Consider the following 25545-nt stretch of genomic DNA (forward strand, 5'->3'; position numbering starts at 1 on the left):
CCGTCGTCGCGTGAACACAACCCCACAGCCAGACCCCAGGGACCGCCCCGCGCGGCTCACCGTAGGCGTTGTCGGCGCCGGACGCGTGGGCCCCGCGCTGGCCGCGTCCCTCCAGCTCGCCGGGCACCGCCCGGTGGCCGTCTCCGGGGTCTCCGACGCCTCCAGGCGGCGCGCCGCCGCACTCCTGCCCGACGTGCCCCTCATGGCGCCCGCCGAGGTGCTTCAGCGCGCCGAACTGGTCCTGCTGACCGTCCCCGACGACGCCCTGCCGGGCCTGGTGAGCGGCCTCGCCGAGACCGGTGCCGTGCGGCCCGGCCAGCTCCTGGTGCACACCTCCGGCCGGTACGGCGCTCGGGTCCTCGACCCCGCGCTGCGGGCCGGCGCCCTGCCGCTCGCCCTGCATCCGGCGATGACCTTCACCGGCACTCCCGTGGACGTCCAGCGGCTGGCCGGCTGCTCCTTCGGCGTCACCGCTCCCGAGGAGCTGCGGCTGGCCGCCGAGGCCCTGGTCATCGAGATGGGCGGCGAGCCGGAGTGGATCGCCGAGGACCGGCGCCCGCTCTACCACGCGGCGCTCGCCCTGGGCGCCAACCACCTGGTCACCCTGGTCGCCCAGTCCATGGAGCTGCTGCGCACGGCCGGCGTGGCGGCCCCCGACCGGATGCTCGGCCCCCTGCTGGGCGCCTCCCTCGACAACGCCCTGCGCTCCGGTGACGCGGCCCTCACCGGCCCCGTCGCGCGCGGGGACGCGGGCACGGTCGCCGCGCACATCGTGGAGCTGCGCGAGCACGCGCCGCAGGCCGTGGCCGGCTACCTGGCGATGGCCCGCGCGACGGCGGACCGCGCGCTGGCCCACGGGCTCCTGAAGGCCGAACTGGCCGAGGACCTGCTCGGGGTACTCGCCGAAGGAAGGCCGGGCCCGAGTGGCCCCGCGGGACCGACCGGCACGACCGGCCCTGACCGGTCCGGGGGACCCGTCGGCTCCGACGGCCGAGAGGGACCCACAGCCTCCGACGGCCGACAGGGACCCACAGCCTCCGACGGCCGTGAGGGACCCGTCGGCTCCGACGGCCGAGAGGGACCCACAGGCCCCGACGGACCCACCGAGCCTGGCCGCCCCGACGGAACCACCGGCCCCGACGAGGGCCCCACCGGCCCCGAGGGAGACGCCCGATGACCACCACCCCGCCCGTCCTCCTGCGCACCGCCGACGAACTCCACGCGCGGGTGCGGCGCGGCCGCCGGGCCGTCGTGATGACCATGGGCGCCCTGCACGAGGGCCACGCCACCCTGATCCGCGCGGCGCGCGACCTGGTCGGCCCGGACGGCGAGGTCGTCGCCACCGTCTTCGTCAACCCGCTCCAGTTCGGCGCGGACGAGGACCTCGACCGCTACCCGCGCACCCTGGACGCCGACCTGGAGATCGCCGCGCGTGCGGGCGCGGACGCCGTCTTCGCCCCCTCCGTCGACGAGGTCTACCCCGGCGGCGAACCCCAGGTGCGCGTCGCCGCGGGCCCGATGGGCGAACGCCTGGAGGGCGCCTCCCGCCCCGGCCACTTCGACGGCATGCTCACCGTCGTCGCCAAGCTCCTCCACCTCACCCGCCCGGACCTGGCCCTCTACGGCCAGAAGGACGCCCAGCAGCTCGCGCTGATCCGCCGCATGGTCCGCGACCTCAACTTCGGCGTGGAGGTCATCGGCGTCCCCACGGTGCGCGAGGAGGACGGCCTGGCCCTGTCCAGCCGCAACCGCTACCTCTCCGTCCCGGAGCGCTGCACGGCCCTCGCGCTCTCCCAGGCGCTCTTCGCGGGCCTGGACCGGCACGCCGCCCAGGAGGCGCTGTGCGCGCGTGCCCGCGAGGTCCCGGCCACCCAGGCCCGCGCCGAGGCCCTCAGCGCCCTGGGCGAGTCCCGCGCGGCGGCCGACGCCCACGCCGTCGCCACGTCCGCCCCGGGCAGCGCCACGGCCGTCCGGGCCGCCGCCCGCCTGGTCCTGGACGACGCCGCCCGCGCCACCCCGCCGCTGGAGCTGGACTACCTCGCCCTCGTCGACCCCGCCGACTTCACCGAGATCGACGACGACCACACCGGCGAGGCCGTCCTCGCCGTCGCCGCCCGGGTCGGCGCGACCCGGCTGATCGACAACGTCCCCCTCACCTTCGGAGCCGCCTCGTGACCAGCACAGGCATACGTCTGCACGCCCCCGCGCCCGGCTGGGCCCTCGACGCGGACGTGGTGGTCGTCGGCTCCGGCGTCGCGGGCCTCACCGCGGCCCTGCGCTGCGAGGCGGCGGGACTGCGCACGGTGGTGGTCACCAAGGCCCGCCTCGACGACGGCTCCACCCGCTGGGCCCAGGGCGGCATCGCCGCGGCCCTCGGCGAGGGCGACACCCCCGAGCAGCACCTGGACGACACCCTGGTCGCCGGGGCGGGGCTGTGCGACCCGGAGGCGGTCCGCATCCTGGTCACCGAGGGCCCCGACGCCGTACGCCGCCTCATCGAGACCGGCGCGCACTTCGACGAGTCCACCGAGGGCGGCCTGGCCCTCACCCGCGAGGGCGGCCACCACCGCCGCCGCATCGCGCACGCCGGCGGCGACGCCACCGGCGCGGAGATCTCCCGCGCCCTGGTCGAGGCGGTACGCGCGCGTGGACTGCGCACCGTGGAGAACGCCCTGGTGCTCGACCTCCTCACGGACGCCGAGGGCCGCACCGCGGGCGTGACCCTGCACGTGATGGGCGAGGGCCAGCACGACGGCGTGGGGGCCGTGCACGCCCCCGCGGTGGTCCTGGCGACCGGCGGCATGGGCCAGGTCTTCTCGGCGACGACCAACCCGTCCGTCTCGACCGGCGACGGCGTCGCGCTCGCCCTCCGCGCGGGCGCCGAGGTGAGCGACCTCGAATTCGTCCAGTTCCACCCCACGGTCCTCTTCCTCGGCCCGGACGCGGAGGGCCAGCAGCCCCTGGTCTCGGAGGCGGTACGCGGTGAGGGCGCCCACCTGGTGGACGCGGACGGCGTGCGCTTCATGGAGGGGCAGCACGAACTCGCGGAACTCGCACCCCGGGACATCGTCGCCAAGGGCATCCTGCGCCGCATGCTGGAGCGCGACGCCGAGCACATGTACCTGGACGCGCGGCACTTCGGCGCGGACATGTGGGAGAGCCGCTTCCCCACGATCCTCGCCGCCTGCCGGTCGCACGGCATCGATCCGGTCACCGAGCCGATCCCGGTCGCCCCGGCCGCCCACTACGCCTCCGGCGGCGTCCGCACCGACGCCGCGGGCCGCACCACGGTCCCCGGCCTGTACGCGTGCGGCGAGGTCGCCTGCACCGGCGTGCACGGCGCCAACCGCCTCGCCTCCAACTCCCTCCTCGAAGGGCTGGTCTACGCCGAGCGCATCGCGGCCGACATCGCGGCGGGCCACGCGGACGACGCCCTCCACGCGCGCGTGCCCGCCCCGCTCCCGCACCCCGCCCACCCGGCGCACCCCCTGCTCCCCCCGGAGTCCCGCCTCGCCATCCAGCGGATCATGACCGAGGGCGCGGGCGTCCTGCGCTCGGCGGACTCCCTCACCCGGGCCGCCGACCGGCTGCACCACCTGCACACCGAGGCCCGCGAGGCCCTGCGGGACCACGGCAAGACGTCCGAGCCCGGCGTCGACACCTGGGAGGCCACCAACCTCATGTGCGTGGCCCGCGTCCTGGTGGCCGCCGCGGCCCGGCGCGAGGAGACGCGCGGCTGCCACTGGCGCGAGGACCACCCGGACCGCGACGACACCGACTGGGCCCGCCACATCGTCGTACGCCTGAACCCGGACCGCACCCTCGCCGTGCACACCACGGACACGCCAGAATTCCCCCCGACCGTCCACGGCCGCCGGCCGACGCAGCGTCCCCAGGAGCAGTGAGAGCAGTGAACACCCCCGACCTTCCCCTCGCCTCGTCCGGAGGCTGCGGCGACGGCTGCGCCTGCGGCGCGGAAACCGACGAAGACGCGTACCTGGAGTGCGGCCTCGACCCCGCTCTCGCGGCGCTCCTGCTCGACTCCGGACTGGACCCGGTGGAGGTCGAGGACATCGCGAACCTCGCCGTCCAGGAGGACCTGGCGGGCGGCGTGGACGTGACGACGGTCGCGACCATCCCCGAGGAGGCCGTGGCCACCGGCGACTTCACCGCGCGGGAGGCGGGCACGGTGGCGGGCCTCAGGGTCGCCGAGGCGGTCCTCTCGGTCGTCTGCACGGACGAGTTCGAGGTGGAACGCCACGTCGAGGACGGCGACCGCGTGGAGCCCGGCCAGAAGCTCCTCTCCGTCACCACCCGCACCCGCGACATCCTCACCGCCGAACGCAGCGCGCTGAACCTCCTGTGCCGCATGTCGGGCATCGCGACGGCCACGCGCGCGTGGGCGGACGCGCTGGACGGCACGAAGGCCGCGGTCCGCGACACCCGCAAGACGACGCCCGGCCTGCGCGGCCTCGAGAAGTTCGCCGTCCGCTGCGGCGGCGGCGTCAACCACCGCATGTCCCTGTCGGACGCGGCCCTGGTCAAGGACAACCACGTGGTGGCCGCGGGCGGCGTCGCGCAGGCCTTCCAGGCCGTCCGCGAACGCTTCCCCGAGGTCCCCATCGAGGTCGAGGTCGACACCCTGCACCAGCTCCGCGAGGTGCTGGACGCGGGCGCCGACCTGATCCTGCTGGACAACTTCACCCCGTCCGAGTGCGAGGAGGCGGTCGCCCTGGTGGCCGGCCGAGCGGCCCTGGAGGCCTCGGGCCGCCTGACCCTCACCAACGCCAAGGCGTACGCCGACACGGGCGTCGACTACCTGGCCGTGGGCGCCCTCACCCACAGCTCCCCGATCCTGGACATCGGCCTGGACCTGCGAGCGGCGGAGTAGGGCCATGCTGCTGACGATCGACGTAGGCAACACGCACACCGTCCTGGGCCTCTTCGACGGCGAGGACATCGTCGAGCACTGGCGCATCTCCACGGACTCGCGCCGCACGGCCGACGAGCTGGCGGTCCTCCTCCAGGGCCTGATGGGCATGCACCCGCTCCTCGGCGACGAGCTGGGCGACGGCATCGACGGCATCGCCATCTGCGCGACGGTCCCCTCGGTCCTGCACGAACTGCGCGAGGTCACCCGCCGCTACTACGGCGACGTCCCCGCGGTCCTGGTCGAACCGGGTGTGAAGACCGGCGTCCCCATCCTCACCGACCACCCCAAGGAGGTCGGCGCCGACCGCATCATCAACGCCGTCGCGGCCGTCGAGCTGTACGGCGGCCCCGCGGTCGTCGTGGACTTCGGCACGGCGACGACGTTCGACGCGGTCAGCGCGCGCGGCGAGTACGTCGGCGGGGTCATCGCCCCCGGCATCGAGATCTCGGTCGAGGCGCTCGGCGTGAAGGGCGCCCAGCTCCGCAAGATCGAGGTGGCCCGCCCGCGCAGTGTGATCGGCAAGAACACGGTGGAGGCGATGCAGTCGGGCATCGTCTACGGCTTCGCGGGACAGGTGGACGGCGTCGTCAACCGCATGGCCCGCGAACTGGCCGACGACCCCGAGGACGTCACGGTCATCGCGACCGGCGGACTGGCGCCGATGGTGCTGGGCGAGGCCACGGTCATCGACGAGCACGAGCCCTGGCTGACCCTGATCGGCCTCCGCCTGGTGTACGAACGCAACGTGTCCCGCCTTTAGCGGGCCCCGGGTGTGGCGCGGCGGGCATCCCGCCGCGCCACACCCGTCCCCTATGCCGAGTTTGTCTGATTAGCGCGTATCGTCACCGCATGCCCACGCCCTACGGAACCCGCGGCGGCATGGCGTTCGGTGCTCAGGAGCTGTGTGTGCTCCGGCGCGCTCTCGCCCGTGCCCTGAACCCCAGTCCCGTCTCGGCGGAGGAGGCCCAGGACTGCCTCCGCCTCGCAGAGTCGCTCGACGAGGCGATGCGGGAGAGCGCCCGGCTACGCGCCTTCCTGGTGGCCGACCTCGCCCGGTACCGTGCCGCCCTCCCCGGCACCGCCGGCGGCTACCTCGCACTGCTGGACGAGGCCCTGGGCGCCGGCCACCGCCCCCACGCGGACGACCTCGCCGCCCTCGGCGCCCTGCGCGGCAACCCCGCCGCGGCCGCGCTGCTGACCCGCTGCGCACCCCCGGCGCCCCCCGCCGCCCCCACCGTCAGGCTCCCCGCCGCCCGCACCCATCTGCACGCCCTCCCCGGCGGCCAGCAGCCCGACAAGCCCGCCCAGAAGCCCGCCCAGAAGCCGGCCCCCCGGCCGGCGCCGGCCCCCGCCACCCCGAAACGCCCCGTCCCGACCCCCGGCGAGGTCTTCCCCCGCCGCAAGCCGGCCCCGCCCGCCCCCGGCTCACGGCACCACCTCGCGGCCGGCTGACACCCCCTGGCTACCCTGGATCCATGGACTACGTCTCCGCGCTCCTGCCCCCGGCCGTCATGGCCGTGTTCTTCATCGGCCTGATCCGGGTGATCGTGAAGACCCAGGGCGGCGCCGCCAAGGCCAAGGAGGACGCGGCCGTGGACGCCGCCCTCGCCCGGGCGGAGGGCGCCCGGCAGCAGTCCTCCCACGCCGAAGGCTGACCTCACCGCGCGTACGGCTCCCGCACGATGCTGGGAGCCGTACGCCCTTTCCACGCCCGTTTGCCAGCAAAACCGCACGTCCGGCACGCGATCGGCGAGATCTCCCACTATCGTTCGGAGCGTGCCTCGCCCATTGGGAGAACTCGAAGACGCGGTCATGACGAGGGTGTGGAAGTGGAACCGCCCCGTGACCGTTCGAGAAGTCCTGGAAGACCTCCAACAGGAACGGTCCATCGCGTACACCACCGTGATGACCGTTTTGGACAATCTCCATCAGAAGGGCTGGGTCCGCCGCGAGTCGGAAGGCCGGGCCTATCGATATGAGGCGGTCTCCACCCGGGCCGCCTACGCCGCCGCGCTGATGAACGACGCGTGGTCGCAGAGCGACAACCCCGCAGCCGCCCTCATCGCCTTCTTCGGCATGATGAGCGAGGAACAGCGGCAGGCCCTCAGAGACGCCATCCGCATCGTGCAGGGACCTGAAACCCCCGCGCCCAACCCCGGCTCGGTACCGGACGGCGGCGAGCGATAGCGTCCCCACATGTCAAATGCCATCACCGTCCGGCGGGCCCGTACCAGGGATGTCCCGGACGTACGCCGGCTCCTCGACGCGTACGTCCGCGACCGTATCCTGCTCGACAAAGCGATGGTGACGCTTTACGAGAGCATCCAGGAGTTCTGGGTCGCGGAACGGGACGACAACGCCGAGGTGGTCGGCTGCGGTGCCCTGCACGTGATGTGGGAAGACCTCGCGGAAGTGCGCACTCTCGCGGTGAAGCCGGGCCTCAAGGGGGCCGGCGTGGGACATCACTTGCTGGAGAAGTTGCTGGACACGGCGCGCTGGCTCGGTGTTCGCCGCGTTTTCTGTCTGACCTTCGAAGTGGACTTCTTCGTGAAGCACGGCTTCGTGGAGATCGGGGAGACGCCGGTCGACACCGATGTCTACGCGGAGCTGCTGCGTTCCTATGACGAGGGCGTTGCGGAGTTCCTCGGTCTCGAACGAGTGAAACCGAACACCTTGGGTAACAGTCGGATGCTTCTGCATCTGTGATCGCCGGACAGGTCAAGACCCTATGTCCGAATCGCGTATGTTTCCGGCCCGGAGTCGGGCTGCCGGTCTCCGTCGGGGGTTTGTGTTTTTCCGGCAAAAGCGGTTTGCTTTCCGGCGTAGTGCAGTACTGCATATAACAAGGGACGGCGATACGGCGGACGCCGACGGACCTCCGGCCCTCACGTTATCGATGAAAGGAAATCCGGTGGCACAGAAGGTTCAGGTCCTTCTTGTCGATGACCTCGACGGCGGCGAGGCAGACGAGACCGTGACGTTCGCACTCGACGGCAAGACGTACGAGATCGATCTCACCACCGCCAACGCGGACAAGCTCCGCGGTCTTCTCGACGCCTACGTCAAGGGTGGCCGCCGTACCGGGGGCCGTGCCTCGGGCGGTCGCGGCAAGGCGCGCGCCTCTTCCGGTGGCAGCCAGGACACCGCGGCGATCCGCGCCTGGGCGAAGGAGAACGGTTACGAGGTCAACGACCGCGGCCGTGTTCCCGCGATCATCCGCGAGGCGTACGAGAAGGCCAACGGCTGATCACCCGGCCCGCGACGCCGCCCGCGTCATCGCCCGCGTCACGGTCACCGGCCGCGCCCGGCGCCGAGCCGGACCCGGTGGCACTGCGTAGCCAGAGTGCCGACGAGCCGTGCGAGATCCGGGGCGCTTCCGGTGCCCCCGAGGACCGACAGCGTCGGCAGCGAGGCCTCCACCTCGCACCCGGGCTCCGGGGTCCGCAGCCAGAAGGCGGCCCCCCGCGGCCCGTCACGGCCGGACCCCGGCCCGGTGGCGGGCGCGAGGGGCGCGTCCATGAGGGCTCCCGTGCCCACCGCGGTCAGACCGAGCGGCAGCGAGCCCCACTCCAGCCACTCCAGCAGCCCCGGCACCTCCTCGGCGCCGCCCGCCGCCACGAGCAGCAGCATCCGCTCGCCCCGGACCGCCACCGGGCCCGTCGGTCCGAGCCGCTCCAGCGCCGCGCGACCGGCCTCGGCGGGGACGTCCAGGACGTCGAAGCGGACGCCCACGCGCAGCCGGGGCGGAACTCCGGGCACCGTCGGCCACCCGAGCACGTCCTCGTACCAGGACCGCACCCCTTCCCACCGGACCCCTGCCCACCGCGCGCCGCCCGCCTCGAGCGACCGGCGCGGCGGCGGCACGGCGGCGGGAGCCGGAGGGGCCGGTGGGACCAGAGGGCCGGGAGCGGCCGGAGGGACGACGGGTACCGGGGGCAGGGCGCCAACCATGCCAAGCGCAACAGTCGAAAGCTTGCCGGAGTTACGCTGGGTGCCGAAAATGTCGCTCAGAGTGTCGGCGGTGGGGGCGTGCGGGGGTGCGGGGAGGTGCGAGGTTGTTCGCCCGTAGCGGAGGGAACCGGTGCACGCGGCATGGAGTGTCAGTCCCCGCGGGTAAGACATCCCTAGTGGGAGGGGGCGACACGCAGATCGGGCCGTCTCGCGTTCGCCATCGGCGTACTGGCGAGTGGGGTAAGTGCCTGGCCTGCGGGAACATCGTCTCGCACCATCGGGTTGTGGCAGATGTCGGCGTCAGGGGTCAGGAGGCCATCGACGGTGTCGGCAGTTGGAATGAGCGGTCCCCGCTTGCGGGACTAAGCTGCGGAAGGACAGGGAGGGGAAGTTCCCCTTACTGCCTGACCGCTCTGAGGAGCGATTAACGATGTTCGAGAGGTTCACCGACCGCGCGCGGCGGGTTGTCGTCCTGGCTCAGGAAGAAGCCCGGATGCTCAACCACAACTACATCGGCACCGAGCACATCCTCCTGGGCCTGATCCACGAGGGTGAGGGTGTCGCCGCCAAGGCCCTTGAGAGCCTCGGGATTTCGCTCGAGGCGGTCCGCCAGCAGGTGGAGGAGATCATCGGGCAGGGCCAGCAGGCCCCGTCGGGTCACATTCCCTTCACCCCCCGTGCCAAGAAGGTCCTGGAGCTGTCGCTCCGCGAGGCCCTCCAGCTGGGTCACAACTACATCGGCACGGAGCACATCCTGCTCGGCCTGATCCGTGAGGGCGAGGGCGTCGCCGCCCAGGTCCTGGTCAAGCTGGGCGCCGACCTCAACCGGGTGCGGCAGCAGGTCATCCAGCTGCTCTCCGGTTACCAGGGCAAGGAGACCGCCACCGCCGGCGGTCCTGCGGAGGGCACGCCCTCCACGTCCCTGGTCCTCGACCAGTTCGGCCGGAACCTCACCCAGGCCGCTCGTGAGTCCAAGCTCGACCCGGTCATCGGGCGCGAGAAGGAGATCGAGCGGGTCATGCAGGTGCTGTCCCGCCGCACCAAGAACAACCCGGTGCTCATCGGTGAGCCCGGCGTCGGCAAGACCGCCGTCGTCGAGGGCCTCGCGCAGGCCATCGTCAAGGGCGAGGTGCCCGAGACCCTCAAGGACAAGCACCTCTACACCCTGGACCTCGGCGCCCTGGTCGCCGGCTCCCGCTACCGCGGTGACTTCGAGGAGCGCCTGAAGAAGGTGCTCAAGGAGATCCGCACGCGCGGCGACATCATCCTGTTCATCGACGAGCTGCACACGCTGGTCGGTGCGGGTGCCGCCGAGGGCGCCATCGACGCCGCGTCGATCCTGAAGCCGATGCTGGCCCGCGGTGAGCTTCAGACCATCGGTGCGACCACGCTGGACGAGTACCGCAAGCACCTGGAGAAGGACGCGGCCCTGGAGCGCCGCTTCCAGCCCATCCAGGTCGCGGAGCCGTCGCTGCCGCACACGATCGAGATCCTCAAGGGTCTCCGTGACCGGTACGAGGCGCACCACCGCGTCTCGATCACGGACGAGGCCCTGGTGCAGGCGGCCACGCTCGCCGACCGCTACATCTCGGACCGCTTCCTGCCGGACAAGGCGATCGACCTGATCGACGAGGCCGGCTCCCGGATGCGCATCCGCCGGATGACCGCGCCGCCGGACCTGCGCGAGTTCGACGAGAAGATCGCCGGCGTCCGCCGCGACAAGGAGTCCGCGATCGACTCGCAGGACTTCGAGAAGGCCGCGTCCCTGCGCGACAAGGAGAAGCAGCTCCTCGCCGCGAAGGCCAAGCGCGAGAAGGAGTGGAAGGCCGGCGACATGGACGTCGTCGCCGAGGTCGACGGCGAGCTGATCGCCGAGGTCCTCGCGACCGCCACCGGCATCCCGGTCTTCAAGCTCACGGAGGAGGAGTCCTCGCGCCTGCTGCGCATGGAGGACGAGCTCCACAAGCGGGTCATCGGCCAGGTCGACGCCGTCAAGGCGCTGTCCAAGGCGATCCGCCGTACCCGTGCCGGCCTGAAGGACCCGAAGCGTCCGGGTGGCTCGTTCATCTTCGCCGGTCCGTCCGGTGTCGGTAAGACCGAGCTGTCCAAGGCGCTCGCGGAGTTCCTCTTCGGCGACGAGGACGCGCTGATCTCCCTCGACATGTCGGAGTTCAGCGAGAAGCACACGGTGTCGCGTCTCTTCGGTTCGCCCCCCGGTTACGTGGGCTACGAAGAGGGCGGCCAGCTGACCGAGAAGGTCCGCCGCAAGCCGTTCTCCGTCGTCCTCTTCGACGAGGTCGAGAAGGCCCACCCGGACATCTTCAACTCGCTGCTTCAGATCCTGGAGGACGGTCGCCTGACCGACTCCCAGGGCCGGGTCGTGGACTTCAAGAACACGGTCATCATCATGACGACCAACCTCGGCACGCGGGACATCTCCAAGGGCTTCAACCTCGGCTTCGCCGCCGCGGGTGACAAGAAGACCAACTACGAGCGCATGAAGAACAAGGTCCAGGACGAGCTGAAGCAGCACTTCCGGCCCGAGTTCCTCAACCGCGTCGACGACGTGGTCGTCTTCCCGCAGCTCAGCCAGGACGACATCCTGCGGATCGTCGACCTGATGATCGGCAAGGTCGACGAGCGCCTCAAGGACCGGGACATGGGCATCGAGCTGTCCCAGTCCGCCAAGGAGCTGCTGTCCAAGAAGGGCTACGACCCGGTGCTGGGCGCGCGTCCGCTGCGTCGCACGATCCAGCGTGAGGTCGAGGACACGCTGTCGGAGAAGATCCTCTTCGGCGAGCTGCGCCCGGGCCACATCGTGGTCGTGGACACGGAGGGCGAGGGCGAGTCCCAGACCTTCACGTTCCGCGGCGAGGAGAAGTCGGCACTGCCCGACGTCCCGCCGATCGAGCAGGCGGCCGGCGGCGCGGGGCCGAACCTGAGCAAGGAGGCGTAGCCCTCCGGGGGTGAGCCGAGAAAGGGGCTGCCCGGGACTTCGGTCCCGGGCAGCCCCTTTCGTCACGCCGGTGTCCTCACCCCAGGGTCACCTCGGCGCCGGGGAAGAGCGCGGCGAGGCGGTCGCCGTCGAGCCGGGCGCCGGGGGCGGCCTGGAAGGCGACCGTACGCACGTCGGGGAGGCGGGGCGCGAGGAGCGAGACGTCCTCGCCCCCGTCCAGGGCGATGAGGTTGAGGTCGTCGACGCCCGGGAGCGTGGGCATCGTCCCGATGCTGTCCGGGAACAGGGAGCTGTGCAGGTACAGGATGCCGAGCCGCGGCAGCCGCCGGACCTCCGCCCAGTCCTCGTCGGTGAGGCGCGTGCTGGGGGTCAGGTACAGGGCCTCCAGCGTCTCCCAGTGGGAGAGACCCCGAAGACCGGTGCCGGCGACGGCGTCCTCGCCGAGGTAGAGGTACCGCAGGGGCGCGGCGGCGGGGAGGGAGTCCGTCAGCCGCGTGCCGGGGAGCCGGTGCGCCACGGTCAGATGGGTGATCGAGGCCAGGTCCGAGAGGCCGGTGGGATCGGCGGCGGTCCGGCTGATCAGCAGGGCCGTGAGGGACAGCGCCGTGAGCGGTCCCAGGTCCCGGACCGACCGGCAGTCGACGAGCAGGAGCCGCAGGGACGCGAAGACCGACAGGTCACCCAGCTCGGTCACCTCGGTGTTGTTGACGAGCTGTAGCTCCTCGACCGCCCCCGGCTCCGTCACGCAGTCGGTGATCCCGGTCATCGGGTGGTCCCCGAGGAACGTGAGGTGGGTCCACGGTCCCATCGCGGGCAGCGCCTCGCGCTGGGCCTTGGTCCGGCAGGTCAGGAAGAGGGCCGTCCGGTCCAGGTGGTCCAGCACCTCCGTCGCGTACTCCCGGGGCTCGAAGCGGTCCCAGGTCCCCACCAGCTGCCGCCGCACGTCGAGTGAGGGGTGGCCCCGGAACCTGCGCAGCACCGCCAGGGCGCCGGCCGGCTCGTGCGCCGCCAGCAGCGAGGCCGTCACCGCCACCCCGTGCGCCTCCGCGTCCGACAGCCCCTCCGGGCCCGGCAGCAGCTCCAGCACCAGCGGACCCGCCTCCGCGAGGGCCTTCGCGTCCTCCGTCGAACCCGGCGGGATCAGCGCCCCCGCCCGGGCCTCCACCTCCGCGCGCACCGTCGGGTCCAGTGCGGTGGCGTACTCCAGGCAGGCAAGGGCCAGCAGCGTGAGGCGCGGGGTGTCCGCCGCGAGCAGCCGGCGCAGCAGGACCGCCCGCTCACCGGGGCGGGCGTGGGCCACCGCCATGCGGATCACGTCCTCCCAGTGGGGGTCGGCCGCGTGGCCCGCGATGACGTCCAGGTGGCCCTCCTCGACCGCGTACCGGGCGCCCAGGTAGTCCTGGAAGGTGCGGTGGACGAAGTCCAGGGTGCCCTCGGTGGGACGGCGGAGCAGCCCGCTGCGGAGCAGCAGTTCCCGCAGGACCGTCGCGGCGTCGCCCTGTCCCGCCGCCGAGGCGACCGACGGCAGCGCGCGCTCCACGAGGGACTCGGCCGTCGCGACGTCCATCTCCGTGCGCCCGCTCAGCACCAGCGCGTACGCGAGCCGCTGGAGCAGTTCCAGTTGGGCCTCCTCGCCCAGGTCCACGGCCTCCATGCCCCGCTCCCGGTCCCGCCGGGCGAGCAGCATGGTGAGGGCGGCGTCGTACAACTCCTTGCGGCCGGTGGGGAGATAGCCCCGCCGCTCCCGGTGCAGGGCGCAGATCAGGCCGCACATCAGGGGGTTGGTGGCGAGTCGGGCCAGGTCGCGCTTGGTGTGCAGGGAGTCGAGCAGCAGGGCCTCGTACTCGGGGGCGCGCGCGGCCGTGTGCCAGCGGCGCACGAAGGTCGTGACGTCGGCCCGGCGCATCGGGGTCAGGGCCAGTTCCCGGAAGCCCTCGCCGGCCAGCCAGTCGGGGCGTACGGCGCTGGGGCGGGAGGTGAGCAGCCAGCGGTTGCCGGGGTAGGCGCGGATCAGGGCGAGGAGCCAGTCGCGGGTGCGGTGCCGTTCGGCGGCCGGGATCTCGTCCAGGCCGTCGACGAGGACCAGGCCCCGGCCGGCCGTCAGCACCCGCTCGGCCCAGCCCTCGGGTGGGGTGAGCGGGCATCCCACGGCCGTGAGGAAGGCGGTGGGCGCCGGGAGCGTGCCCGCCCGGACGAGGGTGCGCAGCGGCAGGACGTACGGGACCCGGTCGCCGTCCCGGGCGGCGGTGACCGCCAGCCACTGCACCAGGGTCGTCTTGCCGGAGCCGGCGTCGCCGCGCAGCAGCACGCGGTCGTGGGCGCGCAGGGCGTGCTCGGCGGCGAGGCGGACGGTGTGCTCCGGTTCGGCGCGCTCGCCCGGCAGGGCGGTGCGCTCCTCGTCGCCGGTGGCCTCCAGGCTCAGGTAGGCGACCTCCAGCGGCCACCTGTCGGGGGAGTCGCGCAGGTCGATGCCGTAGATGGTGATGTGGTTGTACTGCTCGGCCGCGTACGGCAGGTACCGGCGCTCGAACCCCGTGTCCCGGGCGTCCGGGCGCGGGACGCGGGTGATCAGCTCGTCGACCTTGGCGATCAGCTCCGCCTGGCCGCGGGTCTGCTCCACCAGTGTCCGGGCGACGAACGTGGAGCGCCGGGTGAAGAACTCCAGGATGTGCAGGCAGGCCCATTCCGTCGCCGAGTCGAGGAAGTGGCCCGCGTCGGCGGAGAGGCCGTCCCAGGGCCCGGCGGCGGTCCGCAGCCGGGCGGCCAGGTCCCGGTGCCCCAGCCGCACCGCCTGGACGTCGTCCATGTCCAGGTCGCCGAGGGCCAGCAGCCGCGCGGCCAGGGCTTCGGCGACGGCCGTCTCCTCGTCGCGCGGGAAGGGGCGTTCGCCCGGGGAGTCCAGGGCGTCGCCGACCAGCCGCCCTGCGAGAGCGCGCACCTCCTTCTCGCCGAGGGTGCGCTGTTCGCCCCTGAAGGACACCAGGCGGGTCAGCCGGACCGGCCGGTCGACCAGTGCGGCGCCGGGGCCGCCGGTCACGAAGAGCTTCTTCACCAGCGGGGCGACCAGGCTGGACGCCAGCTTCCCGCCGAGTACGGTCGGTTCCACCTGCGGCTCCCCTGGTCGGTCGACCAGGGGAGCCTATCCGGCGTCAGGACACCGGTGTCAGGACAACTGGCCGTCGTAGTCGGGCAGCTTGAACGACTTCTCGGCGTGCCCGCCGGACAGGTCGGTGGCGCTGTTGCCGATGTTCGCGATGATCGTGTAGCCCTTCGACTCGATCTTCGCGCGCTGCTCGGTCTTGTACTCGGCGACGTCCCGGAACAGGTCGAGGAAGCCGCGCACGTGCAGGCCGGAGGAGTCGTAGCCGGCGTGCGCGAGGTTCCACTCGGTGGGCAGTTCGATGATGCCCGGCCGGGCGGTGACGAAGAACAGCGCGACGCCGCGCTCCTGGGCGTACCGGGCCGCCTCCAGGACCGGCCGGTTGGCGGGCTGCGGGTAGCTGAAGCCGAAGTCGGTCTCCAGGGCGGTGTTGTCGATGTCGAGGACGATCGCCTGCTTCTCGCCGGGCCTGGCGTCGCCGATCCGCTCCTTGAGATAGGGCATGGCGCCGTCCATCACGGCCCGGCAGTCCCGCTGCCAGGTGGCGTAGTCGACGTCCGCGGCGGCGGCCGGCACGGCGGCGGTCGAGACGGCGGAGGCCGGTGCCTCGGGGGTCGCGGCGCCGGCGGGTGTGACCGCCACGGTGAGCGCGGCCGCGGTGACGGCCACGGTGCCGACGGCCTGTTTCCAGGGACGCCGGGTCTGTCTGGTCTGTCCGGTCTGTTCGGTCATGGGGGGTTGGATTCCTCTCATGCCTGCGCGGATGCCTGACGGCACCAAAGTTGTCGCGTGCATGCTTGCCCCAGCAAGTGGCCGGACGGCAACGATTGGGTTACTGAGCAGTAGTCAGAGTCCTGAGCTGCGACTACGCGGTGATCTCCACCCCGTCCGGCACGTTCCGCACCCGCGGCAGCCGCGGATTGACCCGCAGGATCCGCAGCCGCGGGAAGTGGGAGAGCCAGGAGACGTCCGTGTCCGGCAGCTCAGCGTTGAGCCACAGGTGGGTCAGCCGGTCGGGCAGCAGACCCTCCGTCAGCTCCTCCGCGCGCATCACACCGGCCACCTGGACGCGCGCCCGCCCGCCGAGAGCGCGCAGCGCCGCCAGCTCGGCGGTGTCGGCGACCGGGAAGTACAGGCCGTCCGGGTCCAGGTGGGCGATGATCTCCTCGGCGTACCGCTCGGTGTCGAAGTTCCGCCACCCCCGCGCGAGTTCGGTGCGCACCGGCAGCGCGGAACGGGACCGGAGGCGGACCAGGTAGTCGATGGCCGCGTCGTCCTCGACCCGGGTCGCGGTGAGCGCGAGCAGCAGCGCCTGCCGGTCGTCGGGGACCTGGCCCGGGTCGGGCAGCAGCTCCAGGACGATGGGGCCGACCCAGCCGAGACCGCGCGCGGCCAGCTCGGTGGTCGGGCGGACCAGGTTCTTCGTCCGGTCGTGGACGAGCTGCTGGACGGCCGGGTCGAGTTCGGTGACGTGCTCCAGGCAGGCCGCGGCCATCAGCCTGCGGTGGTTGACCTGCGGGCGGCGCAGTCCCGGCGCGGGGGCGAGCAGCCGCTCCAGGAACTGCGCGCACTCCTCGGGGCGGGCATGCGCGGCGGACATCCGGATGACCTCCTCCCACTCGGCCTGGTGGGCATGGTCCACCAGCGTGGGGAACCGGCCGCGCGCCACGATCTCCTTCGCCGCCAGATAGTCCTGGAAGGTGCGGTGGACGAAGTCGACCGACTCGCCGGAGCGTTCGCGCAGCAGGCCGGTGCGGTGCAGCAGATGCCGGAAGATCTTCGCGCCGTCGCCCTGGGCGCGGGCGGCGGGCATCGCGGGCAGCGCGGCGTCCAGGATGCCGACCGCCCGCTCGGAGGTCAGCTCCGAGGCGTCCTCCTCCAGCATCGCGTGCGCCAGCTTCTGGAGCAGCCGCTCCCGGGTGCTCTGCTGGAGCCGCACGTCATCGGCGTACAGGACGTCCCGTTCGGGGTCGCGGCGCTGCAGCAGCATCTCCAGGGCGGCGTCGTACAGCTCCTTGCGGCCGCTCGGGAGGGAGCCGGCCCGGTCCCGGTTCAGGGCGCATATCAGGCCGCACATCAGGGGGTTGGTGGCGAGCTGGCGCAGCTCGCGGTAGATCCGTACGGAGTGCAGGAGCCGCTGCTCGTACTCGTCGAGCGTGCCGCGCTCCCGGGGGCCCGGGGTCCTGTCCCGCTCGTCCAGCCGGGCCGCCGAGTGCCAGTCGCGGACGAACCGCGTCACCTGGTCCCGCGACATGGGCGCCAGGGACAGCTCGACGAAGTCCTCCTCGGCCAGCCCGCCGCCCGAGAGCCAGCCCTCCGACACGGCGGAGGGGCGGGAGGTGACCAGGCAGCCGTTGCCGGAGAAGACGCGCAGCAGCCGCCGGAGCCGGTCGCGCAGTTCGCCGCGCGTCTTCTCGGGCGCCTCGTCGATGCCGTCGACCAGCAGCAGCGCCCGCCCGGCGAGCAGGGTGCGCACCACCCAGCCCTCCGGCGCCCGGTCGGCGAGCGGGTGCCGCACCGCGTGCAGGAAGTCGTCCGGCGCCGGGAACCCCTCGCGGGCGAAGCGGCGTACGGGCAGCACGAAGGGGACCCGGGAGCCCTGCCGTGCGGCGGCCACGGCCAGCCACTGCACCAGCGTCGTCTTGCCCGAGCCCGCGCCGCCGCGCAGCAGCACCCGCTCGTGGTCCTCCAGGGCCCGGTCCGCGAGCAGCACCGTGCGCTGCTCGTCGCCCGTGACGCCCGCGGCGCCGCTGCGTTCCTCCGCCTCCAGGCTCAGATAGGTCTCCTCCAGCGGCCAACGGTCGGGCGCGTTGGGGAAGTCCACGCCCACGATGGTCAGCCAGCCGTGCCGCCGGGCCACCCACTGCGCGTACTCGGCCTCGAACGCGGCGTCCTCCTCGGACCGTTCGGGCTGCCGGGCCGCCGCCTCGGCGTCCCCCAGGTCGACCAGCTGCGCGATCCGGCTGGCCCGGCCCGGCAGTTGCCGCTGGAGGTAGGGGGAGCGGCGCACCAGATGGTGCAGGACGTGCAGGCAGACCGAGACGAGCAGCGCGTCGTGGAACCAGGCGGCGTCCGGGGACAGTTCGCGGTCCGCGCCCTGCACCGCGCCCCGCAGCCGCCGCGCGTAGTCCTGCGGACCCATCCGCACCGCGTCGGCGTCGGTGACGTCGACCCGGGCGATGGCGAGCAGGGTGCGGGCCAGGACGTCGACGACCGGGGCCAGTTCGGCGGTGGGCGCGGCGTGCCGTTGGGCGGCGAGGTGCACCAGGTCGGCGGCGGCGCGGTGGACGTCGTCCGCGGGGCCCTGCCAGGTGGTGAGGGCCGGCACCGGTTCGGGCCCCACCGGCGGCCGGTCGGGGTCGCGGAAGAGTCTGCGGACGAGGGGCGCGGCCAGGTCGGACGGGGTGTGGACGACGGTATGCATGGATGTGGGCTACCCCTGGTGGTGGATGGGGGACGGCTGCTCGAACTTCCCGGTGATCTCCAGGCCGGCCGGCAGCTCCCGGGCCACGGCCGCGTCCACGGCGCCGGCCGTCACGTGCACGGTGTCCAGCGCGGGGAAGGCCGACAGCCAGGCCAGGCCCTCGACCGGGTGCGGCGCCTCCAGCGCCAGGTATGTGAGGCGCTCCGGCACGATCAGCGCGGTCAGGTCCTCGATCCGGTACGCGCCGCGCACCGCGATCCGCTCCCAGCCGCCGAGCGCGCGCAGCGCGCGCAGGTCGTCGAGGGTGGAGACCTGGACGGGCCACTGCTCGTGGAGGTGGGCGAGGATCTCGCGGGCGTACGGCTCCCGCTCGAAGCGGTGCCAGGAGTCGGCCAGGATCACCTGGACGTCGCGGCCCGGATGGTCCCGGAAGCGGGTCAGGAAGTGCAGCGCGGCCTCGCTGCCCACCTCCACTGCGGTGGCGACCACGATGGCGGCGGTGAGGTCGTCGATGCCCTCCGGGCCCGGGAGCAGCGCGAGCACCAGGTCGCCGCCTCGGCGTGCGATCTCTCCGGCCAGCTCGAAGGTGGACGGCGGGATCAGGGCGGCCAGTTGCTCCTCCACCAGCCGACGTGTCCGGGGTTCCACCTCGGCCGCGTACCGCAGCCCGGCCGCCGCCAGCAGCGTGCCGCGCGGTGTGCCCTCCTCGGTCAGCCGGCGCAGCATGTGCTCCGCCTCCTTGGGCCGGGCATGTGCGACGGCGAGCAGGATGACGTCCTCCCACGCGTCGTCGCCCGCGTGGTTGACCAGCAGGTCGAAGTCCAGGTCCTGCACGGCCAGGCGGGCACCCAGGTAGTCCTGGAAGGTGCGGTGGAGGAAGTCCGCCCTCCCCTCGGCGGGCTCGCGCAGCAGTCCGGAGCGCAGCAGCAGGGCGCGGTAGACCTCCTCCTCACCGGCCCCGTCCAGGTCGAGCGCGGGCAGCGCGCCGCCGATGAGCTGGAGCGCCTCGGCCCGGTCCATCTCCAGGCGGCTGTTGCGGATCAGCCACCAGGCCAGCTTCTGGAGCAGCTGCACCTGGATCGCGTACGCCAGCCGGATACCGTCGGGATCGTGCAGCTCGCGCTCCCGGTCCCGGCGTTCGAGCAGCATGGTCAGCGCGGCCTCGTACAGGGACCTGCGGTCCTGCGGCAGGAAGCCGCGCCGGTCGCGGTGGAGGGCGCACAGCATGCCGCACATGAGCGGGTTGGTGGTCAGCGAGGTCAGCTCCGGGGTGGCCCGCACCGACCGCAGCAGCGCCTCGCCGACCGCCGCCTCGGCGCCGGCCGCGCGGTGCCAGCGCCGTACGAAGGTGGCGACGTCGTCCTGCGACATCCGGGCCAGCACGTGCTCGCCGAAACCCTCGGCGGCCAGCCACTCCTCCGGTACGGCCGAGGGGCGCGAGGTGACCAGCCACAGGTTGCCGGGGAACGCCCGCACCAGCTCCCGCAGCCAGCGCCGGGCGGCGGCGCGGCGCTCACCGGCGATCTCGTCGATGCCGTCGACCAGCAGCACCCCGCGCCGCGCGCGCAGGACCCGCTCCACCCACCCGGGCGGCTGCTCCCCGGCGACGGGACAGCCGACGGCCCGCAGGAAGTCGCCGGGAAAGGGCAGCTCGGCTCCGGGCCGCACGATCCGGCGCATCGGCAGCACGAACGGCACCCGCCCGACGAGGTGGGTCAGCCCGTGGTCGTAGACCCGGCTCGCCGTGGTCACCGCGAGCCACTGCACCAGGGTCGTCTTGCCGGAGCCGGCGACGCCGCGCAGGAAGACCTGGTCCCGGCCGGCGAGGACCTGCTCGGCGGCCACGGTCGGGTGGGCGGTGTCCCGGCGCCCGTCCCGCCCCGCCTGCGGCCGGGTCGCCTCCAGGCTCAGGTACGCCGTGTCCAGCGGCCACTCCCGGGTACCGGCGTCCAGCCCGTAGATGGTGAGGGTGCCGTAGCGGGCGGTGACGTGATCCGCGTAACGCTCCTCGAACCCGGCGTCCTCGGCCGACTGGGACGGCAGCCGTTCCAGCAGGACGTCGACGCCCTGGACGAGCCGGGCGAGCTGCCGGGTCTGCACGGTCTGCTGCCGGGCCACATAGGTGGAGCGCTGGGTGAGGAAGTTCAGGATGTGCAGTGAGGCGGTGTGCAGCAGCCGCTCGTAGAGCAGCAGGCCGCCCTCGCTCAAGCCGTACGGCGCCAGCGGCACGCCCGTGCGCAGCTCCCGCGCGAAGCGCTCCGGTCCGAGCCCGACGGCCTCGTAGTCCTCGACGGTGATCTCGCCGAGCCGGGCGAGGGTGCGGGCCAGGGCGTCCTTGACGGCACTGGCCTCGCCGGCCGCGACGGGTTCCTCGCCGGGTCCGGCCGCCGCCCGGGCCCGGCGGACCAGCTCCTGGGCGATCCGGTCGACGTCCTCGGGGGTGACGGTCCGCTTCTCGCCCCGGAACGACACCAGCGCCGATATCCGCACCGGCCGGTCCACCAGCCCCGCCCCGGGCCCGTCCCGCACGAAGAGCTTGCGGACGAGCGGAGCGACCGCGCTGGACGCGACACGTGCCCCGAGTGCTGTGACGTCGACCATGTTGCGAGCCTAGGTGAACGCCCTTGTACAGGGGGCGGGTTAACCGGACCGGGAGTAGCCCCGGTCACATTCACCGGTCTTTCGATCATGGTCGCCGGTGACATGGCGCACAGGCCCTTGGTCCCTTACTACGGGGAATAGTGGAAGTCGCGAGAACTACGAAATCGGACATAACGGTCCAGGCCGCTCGGCGGCCGCCGGGCGCCTGAGCTGGTTTTGTCCGGAATGGCCGCTCTGTCGAGAGTCGTGAAGTATCGCGCTCAAGTACTAAATAACGTCGTAGGTCACACCTTTGTGCGGTTCGGGTCCGCCGGGTTACCAAGGTTGAGCCCGGCCGACGAGCGCCCTGTGCGTCTCGCTCGGAGGGGCTTTCCTCTGTACCCGTCCCCATGAGGTTCGAATGTTTCCGCGTGTCACGTCCCGTTCTTCCCGTACGACCCTTCGCACCCGCGCCGCGGTGATGGCCGCAGGCCTCGGAGCCTCGGTCGCACTGGGAGCCGGGGTCGCGGCCGCCACCGGCACCACGGCGGCCTCCACCTCCTCCACCACGGCGAGCGCCGTCGAGGCCCAGGCCGCGGCGCAGGCCAAGGCGGCGAAGGCCGAGCAGGCGAGCGCCAAGACGGTCGCCGCCAAGAAGACGGCCACCAAGAAGAAGGCCGCCTCCTGGGTGGACCCGGTGAAGAAGTACAAGCTCAGCGCCAGCTTCGCCCAGAACGGCGGCATGTGGGCGCACAAGCACAGCGGCCAGGACTTCGCCGTGCCGATCGGCACCAACGTCGTCGCCACGCACGGCGGCACCGTGGTCAAGGCCGGCGGCAACGGCGCCGGTGACGGCCCCGCCTACGGCAACGCGATCGTCATCAAGCACGGCAACGGCACGTACTCCCAGTACGCCCACCTGTCCAAGGTGAACGTGAAGATAGGCCAGGTCGTGAAGACCGGCCAGTCGATCGCCAAGTCCGGCAACACCGGTAACTCCAGCGGCCCGCACCTGCACTTCGAGATCCGTACGACCGCCAACTACGGTTCGGCCGTCGACCCGGTCTCGTTCCTGCGGGACAAGGGCGTGACCGTCTGACGGTGACCGTCCGACGGTGACCGGCCGGGACCCGGGCCCGGATCAGGAGCCCCCGGCTCCCCGGTGTGCCTGGGTCACCAGGTCCGTGGCGACCTCGAGAACGGCAGCGCGCTGTTCCTCGGGGTCGCCTTCCAGGTCCCGGAGCACGAACATCCCGGCGTGCAGCGTGAACAGCGCACTCACACAGCGGACCTGGTCGACCAGGTCCGCTTCCGGGTCGATGAGGATGTCGCGCAGGCCGAACATGCGGGTCTTGAACAGCTCGCCGATGCGCAGGTCGCGCACGGTCGCCTGGTTCTCCTGCATGAAGCGGAACAGCGGCGCCGCACCCGACAGCGCCTCGCTGTAGCGGCGGATGAGCTCCTGCTTGGTCTCCAGCGTGTGCGGCTGCTCCCGCCCCCAGGCGATCAGGTCCTCCAGCGGCCGCGAGAGGTCCTCGAAGATGCTGACCAGGATCTCTTCCTTGGTCTTGAAGTGGTAGTACAGCGCGGCCTTGGTCACGTCCAGGGCCTCGGCGATCTCGCGCAGCGAGGTCTTCTCGTACCCCTGCTCGGCGAAGAGCCCGAGTGCCACGTCCTGGATGCGCTGGCGGGTGTCCCCGCGGCGTCGCTGCTGCCTGGTGCCGTTCATCGTGCCGCCCATCCTCCTACGCACCTCCTGCTCAGCGCACTCTGCCCGCTCCGCGCCCTTTCCCAAAAACTTACTTGACGCCCGGCTAGTTACGCGACTACCTTCCCGGAGTGTAGTCAACTTGCCGGTCGGCAAGTAAGTAGGGCCGGAGAGCAGCGGTAGCTGGGGGAAGTGGGAGCGATGGCGGAGACACCACAGGCGGGGACCGGTGAGGCCGGTGCCGGCAAGCAGCCGAAGAGCGTGCGGGTGGTCCTGCTCGCTCTCATGATCGCGATGATGCTCGCGATGCTCGACAACATGATCATCGGCACCGCGATGCCGACGATCGTGGGCGAGCTGGGCGGTCTGGAGCACCTGTCCTGGGTGGTCACCGCCTACACCCTCGCGACCGCGGCCTCGACGCCGCTGTGGGGCAAGCTCGGCGACATGTACGGGCGCAAGGGCTCGTTCATGGCCTCGATCGTGATCTTCCTGGTCGGCTCCGCGCTCAGCGGCATGGCCCAGGACATGGGCCAGCTCATCGGCTTCCGCGCCGTCCAGGGCCTGGGTGCCGGCGGTCTGATGGTCGGCGTCATGGCCATCATCGGCGACCTCATACCGCCGCGGGAGCGCGGCAAGTACCAGGGCATGATGGCCGGCGTCATGGCGCTGGCGATGATCGGCGGACCGCTGGTCGGCGGCACCATCACCGACCACTGGGGCTGGCGCTGGTCCTTCTACATCAACCTGCCCCTCGGCGCGGTCGCCCTGGTGGCCGTCAGCGCCGTCCTGCACCTGCCGAAGAAGCGCAGCCAGGCCCGGATCGACTACCTGGGCGCCGCGCTGCTGACCATCGGCATCACGGCCATCGTGCTCGTCACCACCTGGGGCGGCACCGAGTACGCCTGGACCTCCGCGCGGATCATGGAGCTGATCGGCATCGGCGTCGCCGCGCTGGTCGGGTTCGTGTTCTGGCAGACCAGGGCGGCCGAGCCGATCGTGCCGCTGCACATCTTCCGCAGCCGCAACTTCACGCTGATGTCGATCATCGGCTTCATCGTCGGCTTCGTGATGTTCGGCGCCACCCTCTTCCTGCCGCTGTACCAGCAGTCCGTGCAGGGCGCCTCCGCGACCAACTCCGGGCTGCTGCTCCTGCCGATGCTGGGCGCGATGCTCGTCACGTCGATGGTGGCGGGGCGGGTCACCACCAACACCGGCCGCTACAAGATCTTCCCGGTGCTGGGCGGCGCGCTGATGACGGTGGGCCTGTACCTGCTCTCCCTGATGGACACCGACACCACCCGCTTCACCTCCGGCCTCTACATGGCCGTCGTCGGTCTCGGCATGGGCTGCCTGATGCAGATCACGATGCTGGTGGCGCAGAACAGCGTGGAGATGAAGGACATGGGCGTCGCGTCCTCGTCCACCACCCTCTTCCGCACCCTCGGCTCCTCATTCGGCGTCGCGATCATGGGCGCCCTGTTCAACCACCGCGTCCAGGACGTGATGGCGGAGCGGGCCGGGGCGCTGGGCTCCAAGGTGACGGAGCAGTCGGCGCAACTGGACGCGGCGAGCCTGGCCAAGCTGCCGGAGGCCGCCCGCGACGCCTACCAGCACGCGGTGTCGTCGGGCACTCACGGCGCGTTCCTGCTGGGTGCGGCGGTGGCCGTCCTGGCCCTGGTCGCGTCGGTCTTCGTGAAGGAGGTCCCGCTGAAGGGCGCGGGCCCGCAGCCGGCCGACGCCCCCGCCGACGGTGAGGACGGGGCGAGCGCGAAGACGCCGGTGACCGAGACGGTCTGACCGCACGGCGGCCCGTCTCCGCGCCCCTGCGTCAAGACCCCCGGGTGGCACCGCCCCCGGGGGTCTTCGCCGTTTCCGAGTGGCCCTCCACAGCCGTCGGCCGATCGTCGTCACCCTGTGTCGGTGCCCCGCGGCATGATGTCGGCGTGGACACGAAGACAGCCCGCAACCGGGAGGGATGACGGCGCTGTGACTCCCTGGAACCTGCTCGATCTCGACAGGGCCCTGCGGGCCGGCTGGGCCGCCGACACCTGTTCACCCGACGATCAGGCCGACTGGCGGCCGGGCAACCCGGCCTGGGGGCACTGCGACATCACCGCCTTGATCGTCAACGACGTCTTCGGCGGTGAACTCATGGTGGGCGAAGTACACCTCGACGGGACCCGGCACGGCTTCCACTGGTGGAACCGGCTGCCCAACGGCGTCGAGCTGGACCTGACACGCGAGCAGTTCCGGCGCGGCCAGACCGTCACCGCCGCGCGTGCCGTCGAGCGCCCGCCGGGCCCGCTGCCCCGCCGCTGGGAGGAGTACCTCCTGCTGCGCGAGCGCGTCATCGAGCGCCTCGGCCACCTTCCCGAACCCGCCTGAGGGCCGACGGCCCCGCCCGACCGCCACCCGGCCGATGTCAGTGCCCCGTGCCACCATCGGCCCATGGACAAGTTGCGGCAGCTACGGCTGGCGAAGGACGCCATGGACCGCGACTGGGCCGACCCGGACCTCGACCTGGACACGGTCGCGGCCCACGCCGGGTACTCGCGCTACCACTTCCTGCGCGCCTTCAAGGAGGCGTACGGCGAGACACCCGGCCAGTACCTCACCCGCCGCCGCATCGAGCGCGCCGAGGACATGCTGCGCACCGCCAACCTGTCCGTGACCGAGATCTGCCACCTGGTCGGCTTCAGCAGCCTGGGCACCTTCTCCACCCGGTTCAAGGCGTGGACCGGCCTGACCCCGAGCGAGTACCGGACCAGGCACGTGGGCCGGGGGACCGCCCTGATACCGGGCTGCTACGTCATGCACTGGGCGGGCGGGGTGCGGCGCAATTCCGGAGAAGCGGGCTGAGGACGAGGCTGCCTACCGTGGCAGAGCAAGC

Annotated in this window: 21 protein-coding genes; 15 read left to right on the forward strand and 6 right to left on the reverse strand. The window is 72.3% G+C overall.

Going from position 1 to position 25545, the window contains the following annotated elements:
• Positions 1 to 10: 10 nt before the first annotated feature.
• The 10 genes from ACZ67M_RS23300 to ACZ67M_RS23345 all read left to right on the forward strand — a co-directional run bounded on the left by ACZ67M_RS23300 (position 11) and on the right by ACZ67M_RS23345 (position 8180).
• Positions 11 to 1177: a Rossmann-like and DUF2520 domain-containing protein gene (locus ACZ67M_RS23300; RefSeq protein WP_469852555.1), complete on the forward strand. Its 1167-nt coding sequence runs from the start codon at positions 11 to 13 to the stop codon at positions 1175 to 1177.
• Entirely contained in the window at positions 1174 to 2175 is a 1002-nt protein-coding gene (panC, locus tag ACZ67M_RS23305) for a pantoate--beta-alanine ligase (protein ID WP_469852557.1), read from the forward strand. The genes ACZ67M_RS23300 and panC overlap by 4 nt, the downstream gene beginning before the upstream one ends.
• Entirely contained in the window at positions 2172 to 3905 is a 1734-nt protein-coding gene (locus ACZ67M_RS23310; RefSeq protein WP_385799674.1) for an L-aspartate oxidase, read from the forward strand. The genes panC and ACZ67M_RS23310 overlap by 4 nt, the downstream gene beginning before the upstream one ends.
• Positions 3906 to 3910: 5 nt before the next feature.
• Positions 3911 to 4891 (forward strand): carboxylating nicotinate-nucleotide diphosphorylase, encoded by a 981-nt coding sequence (nadC, locus tag ACZ67M_RS23315; RefSeq protein WP_361361957.1) that lies wholly within the window; start codon positions 3911 to 3913, stop codon positions 4889 to 4891.
• 4 nt (positions 4892 to 4895) lie between these two features.
• Positions 4896 to 5693 (forward strand): type III pantothenate kinase, encoded by a 798-nt coding sequence (locus ACZ67M_RS23320; RefSeq protein ID WP_122616862.1) that lies wholly within the window; start codon positions 4896 to 4898, stop codon positions 5691 to 5693.
• An 89-nt stretch (positions 5694 to 5782) separates the two neighbouring features.
• A complete protein-coding gene (locus tag ACZ67M_RS23325; protein ID WP_361361959.1) occupies positions 5783 to 6385 on the forward strand; it encodes a hypothetical protein in 603 nt (200 codons plus the stop codon).
• Positions 6386 to 6408: 23 nt separating this feature from the next.
• The gene (locus ACZ67M_RS23330; RefSeq protein WP_122616864.1) at positions 6409 to 6588 is read left to right on the forward strand and encodes a hypothetical protein; all 180 of its coding nucleotides are present in this window, start codon (positions 6409 to 6411) and stop codon (positions 6586 to 6588) included.
• A 133-nt stretch (positions 6589 to 6721) separates the two neighbouring features.
• Positions 6722 to 7120, forward strand: a complete 399-nt coding sequence (locus ACZ67M_RS23335; protein ID WP_122616865.1) for a BlaI/MecI/CopY family transcriptional regulator — start codon at positions 6722 to 6724, stop codon at positions 7118 to 7120.
• Between the two features lie 9 nt (positions 7121 to 7129).
• A complete protein-coding gene (locus ACZ67M_RS23340) occupies positions 7130 to 7639 on the forward strand; it encodes an amino-acid N-acetyltransferase (RefSeq protein WP_122616866.1) in 510 nt (169 codons plus the stop codon).
• Between the two features lie 205 nt (positions 7640 to 7844).
• On the forward strand, positions 7845 to 8180 hold the full coding sequence (locus ACZ67M_RS23345) for a histone-like nucleoid-structuring protein Lsr2 (RefSeq protein WP_064729127.1): 336 nt from the start codon (positions 7845 to 7847) through the stop codon (positions 8178 to 8180).
• A gap of 44 nt (positions 8181 to 8224) precedes the next feature.
• On the opposite strand, the gene ACZ67M_RS23350 is transcribed toward ACZ67M_RS23345, so the two are convergent.
• Complete coding sequence (locus ACZ67M_RS23350) at positions 8225 to 8884, reverse strand: SCO3374 family protein (protein ID WP_385803377.1); 660 nt, start codon at positions 8882 to 8884, stop codon at positions 8225 to 8227.
• Between the two features lie 430 nt (positions 8885 to 9314).
• Between ACZ67M_RS23350 and ACZ67M_RS23355 the strand changes: the two genes are divergently transcribed.
• On the forward strand, positions 9315 to 11840 hold the full coding sequence (locus tag ACZ67M_RS23355) for an ATP-dependent Clp protease ATP-binding subunit (RefSeq protein WP_122616868.1): 2526 nt from the start codon (positions 9315 to 9317) through the stop codon (positions 11838 to 11840).
• A 76-nt stretch (positions 11841 to 11916) separates the two neighbouring features.
• Here the strand turns inward: ACZ67M_RS23355 and ACZ67M_RS23360 are convergent, their stop codons facing one another.
• From ACZ67M_RS23360 to ACZ67M_RS23375, 4 genes are all read right to left on the reverse strand, one after another.
• Complete coding sequence (locus ACZ67M_RS23360; RefSeq protein WP_469852559.1) at positions 11917 to 14946, reverse strand: NACHT domain-containing protein; 3030 nt, start codon at positions 14944 to 14946, stop codon at positions 11917 to 11919.
• Positions 14947 to 15003: 57 nt separating this feature from the next.
• Entirely contained in the window at positions 15004 to 15672 is a 669-nt protein-coding gene (locus tag ACZ67M_RS23365) for an HAD family acid phosphatase (protein WP_392237549.1), read from the reverse strand.
• 133 nt (positions 15673 to 15805) lie between these two features.
• On the reverse strand, positions 15806 to 18364 hold the full coding sequence (locus ACZ67M_RS23370; RefSeq protein ID WP_469852561.1) for an NACHT domain-containing protein: 2559 nt from the start codon (positions 18362 to 18364) through the stop codon (positions 15806 to 15808).
• A 9-nt stretch (positions 18365 to 18373) separates the two neighbouring features.
• A complete protein-coding gene (locus ACZ67M_RS23375) occupies positions 18374 to 20965 on the reverse strand; it encodes an NACHT domain-containing protein (RefSeq protein ID WP_469852563.1) in 2592 nt (863 codons plus the stop codon).
• A gap of 400 nt (positions 20966 to 21365) precedes the next feature.
• Between ACZ67M_RS23375 and ACZ67M_RS23380 the strand changes: the two genes are divergently transcribed.
• Positions 21366 to 22043 carry a M23 family metallopeptidase gene (locus ACZ67M_RS23380; protein ID WP_385803368.1) on the forward strand — a complete coding sequence of 226 codons (678 nt, stop codon included), beginning with the start codon at positions 21366 to 21368 and terminating at the stop codon, positions 22041 to 22043.
• 42 nt (positions 22044 to 22085) lie between these two features.
• Here the strand turns inward: ACZ67M_RS23380 and ACZ67M_RS23385 are convergent, their stop codons facing one another.
• Positions 22086 to 22673 carry a TetR/AcrR family transcriptional regulator gene (locus ACZ67M_RS23385; RefSeq protein WP_382806116.1) on the reverse strand — a complete coding sequence of 196 codons (588 nt, stop codon included), beginning with the start codon at positions 22671 to 22673 and terminating at the stop codon, positions 22086 to 22088.
• Positions 22674 to 22853: 180 nt separating this feature from the next.
• Here ACZ67M_RS23385 and ACZ67M_RS23390 point away from each other — a divergent pair, with 180 nt between their 5' ends.
• The 3 genes from ACZ67M_RS23390 to ACZ67M_RS23400 all read left to right on the forward strand — a co-directional run bounded on the left by ACZ67M_RS23390 (position 22854) and on the right by ACZ67M_RS23400 (position 25514).
• Positions 22854 to 24452, forward strand: a complete 1599-nt coding sequence (locus tag ACZ67M_RS23390) for an MDR family MFS transporter (RefSeq protein WP_385803366.1) — start codon at positions 22854 to 22856, stop codon at positions 24450 to 24452.
• A 189-nt stretch (positions 24453 to 24641) separates the two neighbouring features.
• The gene (locus ACZ67M_RS23395) at positions 24642 to 25040 is read left to right on the forward strand and encodes a YunG family protein (RefSeq protein ID WP_361361977.1); all 399 of its coding nucleotides are present in this window, start codon (positions 24642 to 24644) and stop codon (positions 25038 to 25040) included.
• Positions 25041 to 25103: 63 nt separating this feature from the next.
• Positions 25104 to 25514, forward strand: coding sequence for a helix-turn-helix transcriptional regulator (locus tag ACZ67M_RS23400; RefSeq protein ID WP_361361979.1), 411 nt, complete (start codon positions 25104 to 25106; stop codon positions 25512 to 25514).
• Positions 25515 to 25545 lie beyond the last annotated feature (31 nt).

Source organism: Streptomyces sp. NPDC107500 (assembly GCF_055582785.1).